Genomic DNA, 16,677 nt, shown 5'->3' on the forward strand with positions numbered 1-16,677 from the left:
TCTTGGTGAGGGGAAATCGATGCCGTACGAGATTGATCTTGATGCTGGTCGTCTACTCGTGAATGACTGGTTTCGGGTGGATTCTGAGCGATCCTCGAACGACTGGTTCTGGCCGCATTCTGCCTTTCCTGGACCGACGACAGCGAGCCCGGAGATCTTCGCTTCCCGCAAACGTTAGGCAAAAAAGTGGCCGGGAGTGCGGCCGCTACGTTCGCAGGTAGTGAAGCATGTACGTTGAGGGCTCAAATGCGCCGCTGTCCACCGCAAGCTGAAAACACTCGCGAAGTTCCTCTTTCGAGGTGAAGGTGTACTGGCTCAGGCGGTCACCTGCGAAGCGAGCAAGCCGCCAAAAGTCGAAACCATCTGTCTCGCCGTTCTGGCCGAAATCGAAATCCACCAATCCAGCCTCAAGCTCGACGCCGATGCCATATCCGTGCTTGATGTATGGCACACCGCCTGGCAGGACGCCGCTGTGCGGAAGGCCATTGCAAGCCCAGGCAACATTGCTTTCGGGCATCGCAACGCCTCCCTCCTTGAGGAGATTCACGGCTGCTGCAACCGCAGCCAGGAAGTCCTCGATGAGGCTACGAAGGCGTGAATCCATTTGGGTGTGCATTTGGCGGTATCAGAGGATGGTACTGACCGTCCGGTTCTGGCCGACTGTAGCCGGACGAGCTGAAGGCACAAAGGGCCCGGAGCGACCTTCGGATCATGCGGGCTTCCACCATCAAACCGACATGGTGTCGAGCATTGCTGGCGCGACGGTCGATTCGCAAAGCATTTCGGCGTCGCCCCTGAAGACATCGGGCTCATGATGCACAGCTGAATTCCTAGCCGGTGGTCCAGCTTGGATATCTGCATCTTGATTTACAGTCCGGCATGCTCTCGATCCCGCCCGTACTTGTGGCGATGTGCCTCGTTTTCGTGGCGTCCTTAGTCATCGAGCGCTTCCTCGGGCGCAGCCGAAGGGACTTCGAGAAACCGGGGTGGTACTGGGTTGCCGCCTCTGTGTTTTTTGCCGCTGATCGCGCTGATCTACCTCTACGTGAGCGTTGACAGCCTGTACATCTACGGTCTCTACGGCGCCGCTGGTGGGGCGGCCAGTCTGGTTGCCCAGTGCATCTATGGACGGAAGATCAAGCCCGACGGGAGGCAGGGTTGAGGGGCCGCTCCTGGCCGGCTGTAGCCGCAGGGCCCAAGCTGACCTACACCTCTATGCTGGGAAGCGTGGCAGCTTGGCTTCCTCAACGGCCGCTCTGAACGCCGTGTCCCACGCAGCCCATTGCTCCGGTGACGCTTGACCCTCGACGGTTATGCCTGATGGCTCAAACGACGCTTCAAAGCATGGATCACCAGAGGGATCGCAGAAGAAACCCATTGAGTCTGGCCGTGCTCCCGGTAATCCGAGAAGTAGCCTGCCCAGTGTTGCGACCTCAGCTTCCGTCAGGCGTCCCGTGTAGATGGTGTATGTCCCACCAATCTTCACGAACGGTCTTGTCGCCAGATCGTGCTCGCTCCAAGGCTGGAACCAACCTTCCAAGCCTTCGACATGGTCTTCAGCGGTCATGGGTGCTTTTCTACTTAAGCTTCTGGCCGAGGGGGCGACTATCGGCAGCGACATTCGGTGGGCCCGTCGCGGGAGCCGGTCATGGATTTGGGATAGACCGGCACCATCTGACCTTGCTTCCGTTGGGTCGCGCAGTACGTCTGACACCGTGCCTCCAGCCGCGAGCCGAGCCAACCGGAGCCATAGCCGACCAGCACACTCGTAACGCCGAAAACGACCACACGCCAAGCGCAATCAGTGCAGGCGAAATACGGCGTCTCATCGTTGGTCAAAGCTTCATTTTGGCAGGCAAGATGAATGTCGGGTTCTGGCCGACTGTAGCTTCACACGCGGCTAGCGCAAAGGGCCCCGAGCAGTCTTACCGTGCTCTCGATTGGACAAGATAATGCCCTGATAGGGAGCCGCATATGCCGGATTACATGCTGTCAAAGCTTACGAGAACCATCGCGATCGTGGGATGTATCGGACTTAGTGGGGGGTGCCAAAGTCCGGTGAAAGGGCTCACACCTACGGCCTCCGACGCAAAGGTTTTGGATGTGCTCATCCAACTTGCAAAGCGGGGGCCCCCCGCGTTGTGTAGTCCTCAAGCGATTGAGCAGGCTTTATTGGTGAGCATCGAAGCCTCACCGGTTCGTAGATCGGTAGTGGCGAATAGCACCAATGAAAGTCAAACGGCGGACATTTCTCCGAGACCGGGGCAATTGCTGTGGCAGCGCGGGCGCTACGAGCACTTTACGAGCCAGGCGCTCGACAGGTGCAGCGTGTGGTTACGAGTGAGTTGGCCTAGGCTTTGTGAAAACGTTTGGAGCCACATGGAAGCATCAACGAAAGATCCTGGACATCGCTGGCCTGCATATCATGGCGCAGCCCCAAGTCCGTGGCGAATCTGGAGATTTGCTCCTGATGGGAGCCCTCCGAATCTTCCATATAGCGAATGGAGCATGCTTCAGCTTCATCCCAGGCCGGACCCGGACGGTGCGTGCATTGCGGAAGTGGAGCTGAGATCTCGTTCATGAGAATTGGCGGTTGGCTACTGTCGATGATCAAGGTCCGTTCTTGGCCGAACGTTGCCTGTCAACGAAGAGAGGAAGTAGGCCCGCGGCGAACGCAATCGTAAGGTAAGGCTAGAAGATGTTGAATCGCATCGGCGATGGTCCACTGCTCGAAGCCAGGGGTGGCGATGGACCCATCGGGTGCGACCGCTGAAACGTTGAACCCATCTTCAACGTCTTCGTAGTAAATAGCCATTTCTTCAAGCTGTGCCACGATAAATACTGATTCACTCACACCGTCACGTATGACCGACACGGCCCGAAACGGGACGCGAAGACGGGCAAATTGTTGGGCGTGTTCTGGTGAACACTCGGTGAGCTGAGCGGACACCAACTCCTCCAGCTCGTCACGAGAAATCGGAATCCAGCGGTTCATGGTTTTTGAATGAGGGTTCATGAAGGATTCTGATGGCCCGGCGAACGGCCGGTTCTGGCCGACTGTAGCCCGCCGAAGTGCCAGCGCAAAACAGCCGTTGCCCTCAGTTGCCACGTTCGTCCATAGGCCTGCGTGGCCTAAGGCTCCTTGGTTGAACCATTGAGCAAAGCCTTGGGAAGCGTGATTGGTAACAGCAATGTGTCGGCAAAAAATGAGAAAGGAACATCCAACTGGGTCGCGTGGCCTTGAGCAGACGCTTTGGTGCCTGAGTACGGTGCAAGTCTTGCGCACCCTTTGCCGTCTTCCACCGCGGTACACAGGGTTCCGCAGCCAGCCAGCAGCCAACAGGCAGGCACGAGCATCATGTTCACCTTGGCACAACAGGTTGAAGTTCCGCTTCTGGCCGGAGGCCGCCTTCTAGATATCGCGGCTGGGGAAGGCTTCTTCCAGCTGAGAAGCTAGTTTGGCCTGATGTCCATCGAGTGAGTCCGAAGCGCCGGTGCTCTGCAACCACAGTTCCTTCGCTTCAGGCAACGACAACCCGAAGCTCTCGCGAACCGCTCGAATCGCAGAAATTGGATCCCCCGTAGATGCAAGGACCTGTTCGAAATGCTGCGCCGCATTCATCGGTAGCTCCTGTGATCGATCAACTTAGCTCCACTGTAGCTGCACGGGTGACAACCTTGCTGCGTACGCGCGAACGCCCGCTATCGGGCGTTTTGGGCCTGCTCGTCGAATGACGGGTCATGGTGGCCGACTGTAGCCGGTCGCGGAGGGGCCCGAAGTAGGCTTTGCAAGCGACTCCTACGCCCTCGGCACTAGCGCCATGTGGACCGCATTCCAGAACGCAGCAGCCTCGGCATCGCCCGCTTCCTTGGCTCGCTCAGACAGGCACAGTGCATATCTGTGTGCATCCTGCCCGTGGCGAAGCACCAGTTCGTGTGACTCTCGGCCTACTTTGACGTAGTCCACTATTGCGGACGCTGGGTAATTTTCTGCCGTCATGACGAAGGTCTGGTTGTGGCGGCGGCCATCCTAGCTGCCCAAGGCCACCCGATCTACACGTCCGGCGTCTAAGGTCTTGCCAATGATCTTCGTGGCCAGCGCAGCAACCCGAAGGGACGGCGGCAATTGGTCAACTGTCAGAGGACTGACAGGTCGGCAAACCATTTCGTACGCGGACGTTGCCTGGACGGAAGTCTTGTGCACATCCGTCCAGTCGAACGAAAAAAATCCTCGCTCAGCCAACGCCACGAAATCGTCGGGTCGGGGATAGGGAATTTTCAACTCGACTGCACACACAACCGACAACATCAGTGCCCGTTCTTCCGCGTTGTGAATCCAAGGCCGTGCAGACCAGGGGATAGGGCCATCACCGCCAGTCGCAAACATGCCGACTTGCTGCAGCGAATCAGACGCTATCCAGAAAATATCGAATCCTTCAGATGAAGGCGTGTCAGGTTGCATGATGAGACCGTACTTGGATTTCCGCTTTTGGCCGAATCTGAACTACCGGTCGCCCACTACTTGATTCCGATAGCCGGTCCATTTCTCAAGGCCTGCACCTGGGTTTGACGTCCTCTCCAAGAACACCCCATTGCTGCAATCCAAGGCTTGCCAGCCTCCGGACCGGCACATGGCAACGATGGCAGGAACGACCTCGCTGGAGGCGCGAATATGCATCATGAATCCAGTGCTCGGCTCATCTTTCCCCATGTTGAACTCGATAGAGCCATAGCTCGACTGCCAAATTCCCCAGGAAATGTCGGCCCAGTCGACGTCTGGGAAGAATCGACCTATCGAGGCACGGACCTCGGCGCGGCTTCCCAGAGCCACACAGCTCTCGCTGTCGGGAATCTCACTGACAGACTCGTACTCTTTGCCGAACCGCTGAATGGTGACGTCCCAACTCATCGAATATCCCCTCAAAATGCCAAAACAGATCGATTACTGTCATTAGTCGACTCAGGGCCGCTCCGCTGAGACAAACGAGAGGTGACCTCGAAGGACCGGTGTTGGCCGCTTGCCGTCCGTTGCTCAAACATCGCCTTCAAGGACCGCAATGTACGGCAGGACTGCCGGATGCGCCTGCACCCACTGCTCGCCCAAGAACGCCGATACGGAACCCGAACCGATGACGCTCACGATTGCCCCGAACTTGGATGCGGCCTGCAGAAGTTCGTGGGCCGCATGCATCACGTTCTCGCTCTCAGCCGACTGCGGCTCGCCAGCTTCGTTGCCCCACTCCTTTTGAATCGCCGCAATCAGCTTGCCAGCCGCGGCCTCGAGAGGTGTTCGTGAACGTGTCATAGGCGCAAATCTAACCCGCTGGCGAACGACTGGTTGTGGCCGGCTGTAGCTGGTCGCACTGCCGGCGAAAAGGCCCTTAGCCGATTCTTGCCGCGACCGTACTGAACCAAGTCGGAAATCAAGCACGCGCCACCAGAACTTGAAGCATCTTGGTAAGGCCGGTATCTGCCGAACTATAGGGATAGTCGAAGTACTCGATCTGCAGCCACTGAGCTTCCTGGCCCGGATGCACGTACTTCTCAAAATCGTCCACAAGCAACACCTGGTGCGGTTGCACGCCGGGCACAAATCGGAGGTCCTTTGTCTCCCCGTTCCATGTGACGTACTCGACATCCGCAAACCAATCGGGTGCGACCTTTTCGTCCACCAGCAAGCGCGCGATCCTTCTGAATCGATCTTCCTTGACGGTGGTGAACATGACGATGCGGGGGAAAATTTCAGCGCAACGCGTCAGGAAGTTTGCCAGACCCGGTCGAGGGATCTGGCTCATCGCATTCGAGATCAAGGTGCCTTCGAGATCGAGGGCGAGGACGTAGCTGGTCATGAACAGATGTGGCTCGATTGGTAAGAGTCCGCTTCCGGCCGAATTCTGCCTCGCCTGCGGCACTACGGTTGCTCGAAGCCAAACGCACTCAGAGTTGGCGGACGTCTTCCGCTGCAGGTTCAGTTGGCCCTGCAGCCACGCAGACTCCGGCCAGCCCCGCCACGTGCAGAGACTCGACCACTGAGGCTCGAAACCAGTTGAATTGCTCCTGGTCATGCAGGTCGATCTCTTCAGGGTCATCTGGCATCAGCAGCGCACAAGTTGGCCCGGCGTGCGATACGAAGCCTAGATCGACCAACCACGATGACGCGAAGCCAATCAGGCTTTCAACGCTCTCGTGATTAGTGATCTTGAGTGCAATCTCGCCCTTATTCATTTAAGTTGAGTCTCTGGCATGAGTGACGGCTATTGGCCGAGGCTGTGTGGAAACGCCCTCGTCGCGCCAGTATGCCGAACTCTCGTGCTGTCGATGCATTGGTGGGCCTCAATGGACAGCCAGTAGGCGGGCTATCGAGAATGACTGCGTTTGATGTGCACTGAAGCGCTGCATGTCGGCAAGGCTGCAATTAAGAGGCTCACGCCCCCACCAGCTGCATCGCCTTGATCGTCTTCGCGATCCCTAGGATTCGCATCACCCGCTTGCGGTTATATGCCAGCACGTGCAGGCTCATCTCGGTGCTGACGTGCGCCAGCGTCTTCGTCAGGAAGTGGGTGGACCCCATCCAGTGCTTCAGCGTACCGAACACGTGCTCCACAGTGCGTCGTCGCAAGGTCATGACGTCAAGTTTCCTGTCCAGCCGCCGCTGGACGCGCTCCAGAACATCTTCGTGTTCCCATCGACGGATGCGCCGGTAGTCGCTGGTCGTGCACTCATCTTTCATGGAGCAACGAGGGCAAGCACTGGTCCAGTAGACGCGCGCGTCGAGGCCATTCCTCTCGATCGTGTTGAACCGATAGATGGCGCGTTCCCCTGCTGGGCACTGGTACTGGTCATCCTTGGCGATGTAGATGAAGTCGCTCTTGTCGAAGCGCCCCTGGGCCTTGGCGCCCGAGGTCATTGGCTTAGGCACGTAAGTCGCGATACCCGCGTCTTCACAGGCCTTGAGCTCAGTGCCGTTGAAGTAACCACGGTCGGCCAGCGCTTGCAGCTTGTCTTTTCCCATTGCATCGCGTGCCGCCATCGCTATCTTGCTCAGCTGTGAGCGGTCGCTGCCAATGTTGGTGACCTCGTGCGTCACGATCAGATGGTGTTTGGCATCGACGGCCACCTGGACGTTGCAGCCGACCACGCCTGTGCCCTTGGCTTGCGAGTTCATCGACCGCGCTTCGGGATCGGTGGTGGAGCGCTGGCTGGCGCATCTGCTCGCGCAACCTCTTGATCTTGTCCTGCAGCCGCTCGGTCTTGGCCTCGACCTCCGCGGGCTGCGTGCGGTCGGCGGTCTCCAGCGCGTCGAGGTAGCGTTGGATGCTCTGCTCGATCTGCCGCTGGCGCGCATCGATCTTGGCTGGCGTGACGTTGCGATCCCGGTTGTTGACCGCCTTGAACTTGCTGCCATCGATGGCCACGATGGCCTGCGTGAACAGCTTGAACTCCCGGCACATGCCGACGAAGCGCTTGCAGACGTTGCGGATGCCCGTTGCGTTGTCGTGACGGAAGTCGGCAATGGTCTTGAAGTCCGGGGCGAGCCGGCCAGTGAGCCACATCAGCTCGACGTTGCGTCGCGCCTCGCGTTCCAGGCGCCGGCTGGACTGGATGCGGTTCAGGTAGCCGTAGATGTAGAGCTTGAGAAGCACCGCCGGATGGTACGCAGGCCGACCGGTGGCAGCTGGGTCCGTGCCTTTGAAGCCGAGTGCCTGAAGATCGAGTTCCTCGACGAAGACATCGACCATTCGCACAGGGTCGTCTTCACCGATATAGTCATCAAGACATTCCGGCAACAGCGCAACCTGCTGCCGGTCTTCGCCTTCGATGAATCTCTTCATAGGGCACCTCGCTTGGAACGGGTGCATCGATTTTATTTTTTGACGGGCAGGACTGGAAGTCTTTTCACACAGCCTCGGCCGACTGTAGCCGCATGAGTTGCCGGCGCAAAGGAGTGCAATCGCGCAGGCGCCAGTGCCGAGTCGCCTCATTGATTGAGGGATGGGAATAACACAGTCTGCCCTCACTGGTGCTGGTTCCGCCCCACACGCAGATGCGACGGGCCTCACACGGGATCAGATGCCGTGGCTGAAACGCGTGAACTGGCGCTGCACTTCAATAGATGACCGAACAGCAAAGCACTCTGTTCTGACAATAGAAGCGCATCTTGGACCCGGCCACCGCCCTGGGACGCGGCGGAGGAAGGTCGGAACCCGACATCATGTAGCGGCTTCCCACCGGCAAGACCTGATTGGGCTGAATGATTCGACGGCTTGCCGCAAACTTCATGAGCTCATGAGTGCCTTCATCGATCACCCCGATTTTCTGCGTGTAGGCATGGACCTCCACGGCGTACCAATCGATCTCGATCAGGCGGCTCGCGAAATTGTGGCCCGTCGAATAGCCGATGTCGTTCTCCATGACATTGCCCGGGCTTGAGCCCCTTGCGGCATTGCACACGATCAGGACGAACCGCGATGGCTCATGGAGCCCGGCTGCGACCAGGATGTCGATCAGATGAGAAGTCGGCAGCAATCGATCGCCCAGCGCCACGCCTCTGCGCGTGGGCATGCCCAGGTCCATCGCATGGTGGCCCACGATGAACACCTTGTCGTAGACCACGGAACCCAGGGGCTGGGGTTGCGGTGCCGGGCCGTTGTCGGGATGCCATCGGATACGCCCGTCGGCCGGATCGATGGCGATGCAGTGAACACTGTAGTCCTTGAAGACCAAGCGGGTTTTCAATGCAGCTGAGCTGTCGTCGCCCGAGATGTAAACGATGAGCGCCGATTTCGGCATGTTGCAACCTCCGTGATGACCGTTGACTTCCCTTGGTTCCCAGGAGCGGGGCGGGCACGACCTGACGAAACCCCATCCGACGACATCAACGCCCGCCCGCGAGCAGGCGCTGAGCGGAATAATTTCCAACACACCGCGACCGCCCCTTGCTTGAATGCCCGGCTGGACAGATGCGCGGCCCGCCGCCAGCCTTGCAGAGGATGCCCGGAGCCCGCAGGCGCCCTTCTCCAACGCAAACGGTACTGGCACTGTGGCGCTTCCTCACGCGCCAATCCATTTCACCTCATTACAGACAGACAGGATCGATACCGCCTCGGCTGGCGCTGCGCCAGGAGTTCAGGCCTCGACAGCCTCCTCGGAAGCTGGCAAGACCAGATCGGATTACCACGCCGGGAGGCGTCCGCCAACGGAAAGTTGTTCCATCCGTCTGTGGGAATCTTTGTGCATAACCCAGGGACAACATCGGCGTTGCCTGCATTGGAGGCAGACGCCCCCCCTTGACTTTTCGTTCGACAGTCGTGCAATGGTTCGTGACTTTGGATATCTGGATGCCGGTGGCTGACGGCCGAGCCTGCACGTGCGGTCTTCAGGTCTCGGCCATTGTGCCGCGGCATCGGGCCCGAAGAGGAGGTAGCCTCCTCTCCGCAGCAGTCGTTCGTTTCGCGGCTACTCCGCCAGCCCTTGCTTCCAAACCTGCGAAGTTCGGCCTTTTCGGATTTCGGGGAATTGCAATACTGCGCCACCAAGCCTCAGCTGCCCAGCAGCAGCTTGTACGCTGGCACGTCTTTTTCAAACACCTCGTCGAGCAGTTCCAGCCCTTCGAAAAAGCAGTGATCCTGGTCCTCTAGTTCGGCATGCGACGCCTTGTGCACCTCAAAAAGAATCTCGCTGCACGACAGGAGCCTTGAAGCGCGTACGGAAACGACCTTGCTCTTTGGCTGCCACTCATTATCGTTGCCGGCCACCCAGTACGTGTACTGCACGTCGAGAGCGCGAACCGGGAGCACCAGCCACAGACTCTCCCGTTCGACAGGCATGCCGACGTCTTCCCCATAGGCCGACAACGCTTCTTCCCATTCGGCGATGGATTCAGGAGTGTCCCTGCTGAACGACCAAGCCAGGTCGGGAAGGATTGTGTGCGGCATCTGTTTCAAGAGAGTTCCTCGCAGGTCGCTTGCGCGCATGCACATTGGAATAAGGGACGCGAGCCGGAAAGCGATTGCCCTCGAACGCGCAGATTTTTGCAGGCGTTTACGTCGTCTGTACGTTCGCCATCGCTGTTCCATTTTTCTGATTTCTATGACAACTGCAAGCCGATGTCCAAATTCTGCTTCTAGCCGATGGCGGTCGGAAGGGCTGCGACGCTCATTTTGCGGGCGTGTAGACCTTGGGAGGCTGCTCGGCCCATTGGATGTACGAACGGAGTTCTGACTCCACGGCGGCAGGATAGAAACCATCAAGCGAGCGACGGGCGGACATGGCTGTTATCCCAACTCGAAGAATCCAACTCGCCCGGAAGCATTCCAGGTCGTTGGTTTGGTAGCACTGCTCCTCGGCCTTGATTGACACCGAGTTGACTACGGTGCTGGCTGCGAGCGCGCGACTCGCCCCCGCCAAGAACGAAAAGTATGCGGTAACGCCGACCGCAACCGCGAACAGAGCAAGGACGGACCAACCACGTTGGGGAAACTGTTGCCAAAGACTGTCGGGAATTCTCATGAATGTGCTGCGTTTCGTTGACCGGCCATATTGGCCGACTAAGGCGACCGTCCGAAGGATGCCACAGCAGTATTGCGATGGAAAAGGCTCAACAACTCTGCCGACCTACCGCGGAACGCTTGAATTCCACCGTATGCAGTCGCCTCCGAAACTGGGTACTGACGTCCACAATGGCGAAGCCTCATCCAAAACCGATCCAGCCGCGTACAGACACCTACGGCACGCGCCCCGACGTGCCCCCAACGAGGAACCCGCACATGCCGCAGGACATCGCATTCGCCATCCGCTGGGTCGAAAAGGGCCTGGTACCCGACACTGTCGTCCGCCAGGGCATCCGCCGCCTGCTGAAAGACCGGCTCACCGAACTGCACGCCGGCAACGCCCTGGCCGTGGCCGATCTGACGCAAGACTTCGTCGCCCGCATGGCCGCTGAAAACCTGGCGCCCTTGCCCGAGAAGGCCAACGAACAGCACTACGAAGTCCCCGCCGCCTTCTTCGCCGAGGTGTTGGGCAATCACCGCAAGTACAGCAGCTGCTACTGGCCCGAAGGCACCCGCACGTTGGAAGAGGCCGAGTCCGCCGCGCTGGCTGCCACCTGCGAGCGCGCCGGACTGGGCAACGGGCAAGACGTGCTGGAACTGGGCTGTGGCTGGGGTTCGCTCACGCTGTGGATGGCCGAGCGCTATCCGGGCAGCCGGATCACGGCGTTGTCGAATTCGAATTCGCAGCGCGAGTACATCGAGACGCAGGCGGCGCAGCGGGGGCTGGGCAACGTGCGCGTGCTGACGCGCGACATCAACGTCTTCGACACCGACGAGCGATTCGACCGCGTGGTGTCCGTCGAGATGTTCGAGCACCTGCGCAACTGGCCGCAGGCGTTTGCCAATGTGGCGCGCTGGCTCAAGCCCGAGGGGCGCTTCTTCATGCATGTGTTTGCCCATCGTGAGGCGCCGTACCCTTTCGAGGTGCGCGACCCGAGCGACTGGATGAGCAAGTATTTTTTCTCCGGCGGCATGATGCCCAGCGACGATCTGGCGCTGCACTGCCAGGACGACTTGCGGCTGCTGCGCCGCTGGCGCTGGGAAGGCAGTCATTACCAGCGCACGGCCGAGGCCTGGCTGCGCAACATGGACGAGCGACGTGATGCGTTGCGGCCGCTGTTCCAGGCCACGTACGGTGCCGAGGCCAATGTGTGGTGGACGCGCTGGCGGCTGTTCTTCATGTCGGTGGCGGAGCTGTTCGGCTTCGACCATGGGCAGCGCTGGTGGGTGAGCCACTATCTTTTCGAGCGCAGGGCATGAGTGGCGTAACGGAAGTAGCGATTGCGGGCCTGGCATGGACCGTATCGCTGGCGCTGCTGACGTGGGTGGTGAGCCTCGTGCGGCACGACGCGAGCCTTGTCGATCGCATGTGGCCGGTCTTCATCGTGGGCGCGGGTCTCGTGTATTTCGCGCTGCTGCCGGTGCAGACGGTGCGCGGGTTGTGGATGGCGGTGCTTGGCGCAGCGTGGGCTGTGCGGCTGTGCCTGTACATCACCTGGCGCAACTGGGGCCACGGCGAAGACCGGCGCTACCAGGCGATTCGCGCGCGCAATCAGCCGAACTTCGGCTTCAGGAGCCTGTATCTCGTGTTCGCCTTGCAGGCGGTGCTGGCGTGGATCGTCTCCGCGCCGTTTCTGCCGGGCATGGCGGCGGCGCGGCCGCTGGGAGTGTTCGACGCAGTGGGCGCGGCGCTGGCGCTGTTCGGCATCTTCTTCGAGGCCATCGGCGATGCGCAGATGGCGCGCTTCAGGGCCGACCCGAAGAATGCAGGCCAGGTAATGGACCGCGGCCTGTGGCGCCACACGCGGCATCCCAACTACTTCGGTGAGGCCTGTGTCTGGTGGGGCATCTGGCTGATGGCCATGGGCGGGGCAGGGTGGAGCGGCGCGTGGAGCGTGGTGTCGCCGCTGCTCATGACGTGGCTGCTGCTCAAGGTCTCGGGCGTGCGCATGCTCGAGGCCGACATCGGAGAGCGTCGCCCCGCATACCGCGAGTACGTCGCGCGCACCAATGCCTTTGTTCCGGGGCCGGTGCGGCGGTGGCACTATCCGGATCAGTGAAGCCTTCGTCCAAAAGTCTGCTGATGAGCATCGTCCTCTGGAGCACGGCAATCGTCGTGCTGGTCGTTCTCGTGGGCGTGGTGTATGAGCAGGTCGGCCGCTACCGCGCGGCGCGCGACTTTCCCGCGCCGGGGAAGATGGTCGACATCGGCGGGCGAAAAATTCAGCTGGATTGCCGGGGCTCGGGCTCGCCCACCGTCGTGTTCGAGGCGGGGCTGAGCGTCGACGGTTCGTTGAGCTGGTCGGCCGTGCAGTCGAAGATCGCGGCGCACACGCGTGCGTGCTCGTACAGCCGCGCGGGCTTGATGTGGAGCGACGCTTCGGATGCGCCCTATAGCGCCAGGCAAGTGGCGCAAGACCTTCACGAGGCCTTGACCCGTGCGGGCGAGCACGGCCCCTTCGTGCTGGTCGGCCAGTCGCTGGGCGGCCTTTATGCGACGAGCTTCACGAAGTACTTCGGCGCTGAGGTGGCGGGGCTGGTTCTTGTCGATCCCTCGCATCCGGACCAGGTCGCGCGTGTCGCGGCCTTCATGACGGAAACGCGGTCGCTGCGCTCCCGCATCGCAGTGTGGCTTGCGTGGTCTGGCCTGCTGCGCGCGGCGGCCCCTTCGTTGCTGCCGCAGGCGCCGAACCAGACGGCGCACGATGCACAGGCGGTTCGTGCCTTTGCGCCGAAGTCGATGGTCACGCAACTGGCGGAGAGCGATGCGACCGATGCGTCGCTCGCAGAAGCCGGTGTCTTCCGGAGTCTGGGCAACCGGCCGCTGGTGGTGCTCACCGCGATGGCGCCTTACACCGAGGCGGAACTCCGGGGAATGAAGATCACGCCCGAGCAGGGCAAACAGGTGCAGGCCATCTGGGAGAAGCTGCACGAGGACATGGCGACATGGTCCTCGCGAAGCACGCACCGGCTGTTGCCGAACGCCGGGCACGACATCCAGTTCGACGACCCGGCTGCGGTGATCGACGCAGTGCTGTCAGTCGTCGAAACGGTCCGCGTGGACCGCGACAACGGGTCGCACTGACGCCGCGTCTCACCAGCGGATCTTCACGCCCACGCTGCCGTTGACACCGCTCTTCGTGCGCGTCGCGCCGCCCGAGTCCCACAGCTTGCCCAGTTCCGCATACACGCTGGTGCTTGGCGTCAGCTGCAGCGTGGCGCCCACCGCGAGCTCGGTGCTCGTGCCGCCCGTGCGGGTGGCGATGTCGGTGTACGCGGCCGGGCCGATGAAGCGGCTGACGTCGGTGCCGCTGCTGCTGCGGTAGACATTGGCCCGCACATAGGGCTGCAGCAGGCCGGCGGATGTGGCGATCTCGCCCTTGACCCGCACGCCCGCGCGCGCCAGCCAGCCGTTGTGGCTGTCTTGTTGCACCAGTGCGCCCGTGATGCTGCCGTCGTCGAGGTTCACGCGCTGGTGCACCAGCTGCAACTGGGGCTCGATGGTCCAGCCCGGGGCGATGTTGAAGGCCTGGCCCACCTCGATGGAGGCCAGCAGGCTGCTGCCCTTGCCGGAGCTGCCGAAGCCCAGCGTGGGCGACACGGTGTAGCTGTGGCGCCCGGCCTGCAGCACGCCGTCGACGTACAGGCCGCTGTCGTTCTTCCAGGTGGCGTAGGCGCCCAGGTACTGGCTGCGCAGGTCGTTGGAGCCGGCAGCGTAGTTCACGATGCCGCGTGCGAAGCCGGTCACGCTCATGTCGCCGTCGAGCTGCCCGACGTAGACGCCGGCGCGCCAGTTGGCGTCGGCCCACAGGTCGGTGCCGGCCTGGAAGCCCGTAAGGCGCCCCTTGCTTGTGGGGCTGACGGCGCCGCTCTGGCTGATGGTGCGGTCCGTGCTGATGATGCGGGCCCAGGCCTGGCGGTAGCCTTGGTCGGGGCTGGCGGTGTTGGCGCCGGTCGGGCCGTCGTCGCCCACGCGCTGGTGCATGTTGCCCAGCATCGACAGGTTGGCCTGGCGGAACTGCTCGGGCAGCGCGGCGTAGAGCGGCACTTCGGTGCGGTAGGTGGGCACGGTCACGCCGCCACCACCAGCCGGTGGAGTGACGGTGGCTGTGGAGCGCAGATACCAGTTCTCGCCCGCGCCGTTCGCGTCGGCGGCGTACAGCCGGTACTCGTAGGCGCCGGCATCGACGTGGCCTCCTGCCAGGGCGAAGGCGCTCTTCGTGGTCTGGGCGGTGGTCGTGGCCCCGTTCAGCGCGCTGACGACTTCGATGCCGCTGCCGCTGGTCAGCGCGCCCAGGCCTCCCAGGTTGGTGATCTGCACGTTGGTCGTGCCGCTGGCAATGGCGGTGCTGCCGCTGAGGATCAGCCGGTCGCTCGCGCTGCTGCTGTCGCCCAGCGCGGTGCCAAGGCGCAGCGTGCCGCCGCTGCCCACCCATGGGCCGGTGACAGTGAGGGTGGTGCCGGGTGCGGTGCCCACCAGCGAGACGGTGCCGCCGTTGGTCATCGACGCGATGGTCTGGCTCCGGCCGGCCAGGTCGAGCGTGGCGCCCGATGCGACCGTGAAGGCGCTGGCGCTGCTCAGGGTGTTGGCCGCACCGGCGCGCAAGGTGCCGGCGGTAACGTTGGTGGCGCCGGTGTAGATGTTGGCGCCGGCCAGGGTCAGGGTGCCCGCGCCACTCTTCACCAGGTCGCCGGCGCCCGAGATCGGGCCCGACCAGCCCATGTCGTGGCCGTTGGTGTTGATGGTGCCTGTGCCGCCCAGCAGAAGGGCATTGCTCAGGCTCAGGCCGTCGGCGCCGGCAATCACGCTGGCGGTGGCGCCGCTGTCGATGGCAACGGCGCCCGTCAGCGCCGCGCCGGCATTCAGGGTCAGGCTGTTGCTGCCGCCGGTGAATTCCACTGCCGACGCACGGGTGAGGCCGTCGCCGGCCAAGCCGCCCGAAATGCTGCCGCTGTTGGCGATGGTGAGGTTGGCGCCCATCACACCCACTCCGCCCACGCCGTTGGCGCCGCTCGCGCCCCCGTTGCTGTTGGCGCCACCGGTGCTGCCGGCCCCGCCGGTGATGGCGCCGCTGTTGGTGATCGTTGCGCTGGCGCCCGTGGCCCACAGGCCGATGCCGCCGTCGCCGCCGGCTCCCGGCGCACCGGTGCCGCCCGCGCCGCCGCCACCGGCTCCGCCCGCGCCCCCCGCGCCACCGGTGACCGTGCCCGTGTTTGTCACCGACACCGCGCTGCCTGCGAGCGTGATGCCGTTGCCGCCGGCCCCACCGCCACCGCCCGATGCGTTGCTGCGGGCCGGCAGCAGTTCCGATCCACCGGTGCCGCCTGCACCACCCGCAATGGTGCCGCTGTTGGTGAACGTGAGCCCCGATGTCGTGGCATTCAGGAAGAACCCGCCGCCGCCACTGCCGCCGCCACCGGCTTGCGAGAAGGCATTGCCGCCGTTGCCGCCCGCGCCGCCCGTGGAGCTACCCGAGGCCGTGTAGTTGCCGGTGGGCCCGATGAGGATGGAGCCGAAGCCGCCCGCGCCGCCGCCGCCAGCAGCCCAATAGCCGTTGCCGCCCAGGCCGCCGGTGCCGCCGGTGTAGCTGTTGGAAGAGGAGGTAACTGCGCTGCCGATCGTGGAGCCCTGGAAGCCGCCGCCGCCGCCACCGCCATATCCGTTGCCGTTGGCAGCGTCGCCGGTCTGCGATTGGCCCGCGCCGCCGTTGTCGCCCTGCAGCACGCCGGGGCTGACGACGTTGCTGGTCGTGCCCGCCGCGCCGCCCGTGCCCGCGGTGGCGCCGGCGAAGGAGCCGATGTTGGCGGTGGAGCCCGCCGTAACGCCGGCATCGGTCGACGATCCGCCGGCTCCGCCGTTCGCACCCACCGTGGTGTCGTTGAGCCCGCCGCTGCCACCACTGCCGTTGCTGCCGCCCGCGCCGGCGTGCAGCGAAGGGTCGCCGACGGGCTGCCCGCCTGCGCCGCCGGCAGCCATCGCAGGCCCGGCGCCCAGGAGCAGCACCGCGACGGCGACTGCCCCCAGTTCGCCCAGCCTGGCCGATCGCGCGTGGCCGCGAGATGTTTCGGGAGCGGCTACCCAAGTGCCGAGCGTTGGATTCCAGAGGGTGCGAAAAATCTTGTTCAT

General features: G+C 62.5%; 16 protein-coding genes and 1 pseudogene. 3 read left to right on the top strand and 14 right to left on the bottom strand.

The window, feature by feature from the left end:
• Window positions 1-205: 205 nt before the first annotated feature.
• From NWF24_RS07830 to NWF24_RS07890, 13 genes and pseudogenes are all read right to left on the bottom strand, one after another.
• Window positions 206-604 (bottom strand): DUF6896 domain-containing protein, encoded by a 399-nt coding sequence (locus NWF24_RS07830; RefSeq protein WP_258353698.1) that lies wholly within the window; start codon window positions 602-604, stop codon window positions 206-208.
• Between the two features lie 609 nt (window positions 605-1,213).
• On the bottom strand, window positions 1,214-1,567 hold the full coding sequence (locus NWF24_RS07835) for a hypothetical protein (protein ID WP_125967273.1): 354 nt from the start codon (window positions 1,565-1,567) through the stop codon (window positions 1,214-1,216).
• A gap of 1,074 nt (window positions 1,568-2,641) precedes the next feature.
• Window positions 2,642-2,995, bottom strand: coding sequence for a hypothetical protein (locus NWF24_RS07840; protein WP_258353699.1), 354 nt, complete (start codon window positions 2,993-2,995; stop codon window positions 2,642-2,644).
• 417 nt (window positions 2,996-3,412) lie between these two features.
• A complete protein-coding gene (locus tag NWF24_RS07845) occupies window positions 3,413-3,622 on the bottom strand; it encodes a ribosomal protein L7/L12 (protein WP_258353700.1) in 210 nt (69 codons plus the stop codon).
• Window positions 3,623-4,030: 408 nt separating this feature from the next.
• Complete coding sequence (locus tag NWF24_RS07850) at window positions 4,031-4,462, bottom strand: hypothetical protein (RefSeq protein WP_258353701.1); 432 nt, start codon at window positions 4,460-4,462, stop codon at window positions 4,031-4,033.
• A 42-nt stretch (window positions 4,463-4,504) separates the two neighbouring features.
• On the bottom strand, window positions 4,505-4,909 hold the full coding sequence (locus NWF24_RS07855) for a hypothetical protein (RefSeq protein ID WP_258353702.1): 405 nt from the start codon (window positions 4,907-4,909) through the stop codon (window positions 4,505-4,507).
• A 123-nt stretch (window positions 4,910-5,032) separates the two neighbouring features.
• Complete coding sequence (locus NWF24_RS07860; RefSeq protein ID WP_258353703.1) at window positions 5,033-5,305, bottom strand: hypothetical protein; 273 nt, start codon at window positions 5,303-5,305, stop codon at window positions 5,033-5,035.
• 118 nt (window positions 5,306-5,423) lie between these two features.
• Complete coding sequence (locus NWF24_RS07865; RefSeq protein ID WP_258353704.1) at window positions 5,424-5,849, bottom strand: HAD family hydrolase; 426 nt, start codon at window positions 5,847-5,849, stop codon at window positions 5,424-5,426.
• A gap of 88 nt (window positions 5,850-5,937) precedes the next feature.
• Window positions 5,938-6,225, bottom strand: coding sequence for a hypothetical protein (locus NWF24_RS07870; RefSeq protein ID WP_258353705.1), 288 nt, complete (start codon window positions 6,223-6,225; stop codon window positions 5,938-5,940).
• 199 nt (window positions 6,226-6,424) lie between these two features.
• Window positions 6,425-7,832, bottom strand: a pseudogene (locus NWF24_RS07875) (IS1182 family transposase).
• A gap of 274 nt (window positions 7,833-8,106) precedes the next feature.
• Window positions 8,107-8,790 (bottom strand): hypothetical protein, encoded by a 684-nt coding sequence (locus tag NWF24_RS07880; RefSeq protein ID WP_258353706.1) that lies wholly within the window; start codon window positions 8,788-8,790, stop codon window positions 8,107-8,109.
• A 749-nt stretch (window positions 8,791-9,539) separates the two neighbouring features.
• Window positions 9,540-9,944 carry a hypothetical protein gene (locus NWF24_RS07885; RefSeq protein WP_258353707.1) on the bottom strand — a complete coding sequence of 135 codons (405 nt, stop codon included), beginning with the start codon at window positions 9,942-9,944 and terminating at the stop codon, window positions 9,540-9,542.
• A 211-nt stretch (window positions 9,945-10,155) separates the two neighbouring features.
• Entirely contained in the window at window positions 10,156-10,509 is a 354-nt protein-coding gene (locus NWF24_RS07890) for a hypothetical protein (RefSeq protein ID WP_258353708.1), read from the bottom strand.
• Window positions 10,510-10,766: 257 nt separating this feature from the next.
• Here NWF24_RS07890 and NWF24_RS07895 point away from each other — a divergent pair, with 257 nt between their 5' ends.
• From NWF24_RS07895 to NWF24_RS07905, 3 genes are read left to right on the top strand one after another with little or no spacing between them, the layout of a single operon-like run.
• Window positions 10,767-11,810: an SAM-dependent methyltransferase gene (locus tag NWF24_RS07895; RefSeq protein WP_258353709.1), complete on the top strand. Its 1,044-nt coding sequence runs from the start codon at window positions 10,767-10,769 to the stop codon at window positions 11,808-11,810.
• A complete protein-coding gene (locus NWF24_RS07900; RefSeq protein ID WP_258353710.1) occupies window positions 11,807-12,610 on the top strand; it encodes a DUF1295 domain-containing protein in 804 nt (267 codons plus the stop codon). Before NWF24_RS07895 ends, NWF24_RS07900 begins: the two co-directional genes overlap by 4 nt.
• Before the next feature lie 23 nt (window positions 12,611-12,633).
• Window positions 12,634-13,635 (top strand): alpha/beta fold hydrolase, encoded by a 1,002-nt coding sequence (locus tag NWF24_RS07905; protein WP_258353711.1) that lies wholly within the window; start codon window positions 12,634-12,636, stop codon window positions 13,633-13,635.
• 9 nt (window positions 13,636-13,644) lie between these two features.
• Here NWF24_RS07905 and NWF24_RS07910 read toward each other — a convergent pair whose 3' ends face one another.
• A complete protein-coding gene (locus tag NWF24_RS07910) occupies window positions 13,645-16,677 on the bottom strand; it encodes an autotransporter outer membrane beta-barrel domain-containing protein (RefSeq protein ID WP_258353712.1) in 3,033 nt (1,010 codons plus the stop codon).

This window comes from Variovorax paradoxus (assembly GCF_024734665.1).
GTDB lineage: Bacteria > Pseudomonadota > Gammaproteobacteria > Burkholderiales > Burkholderiaceae_C > Variovorax.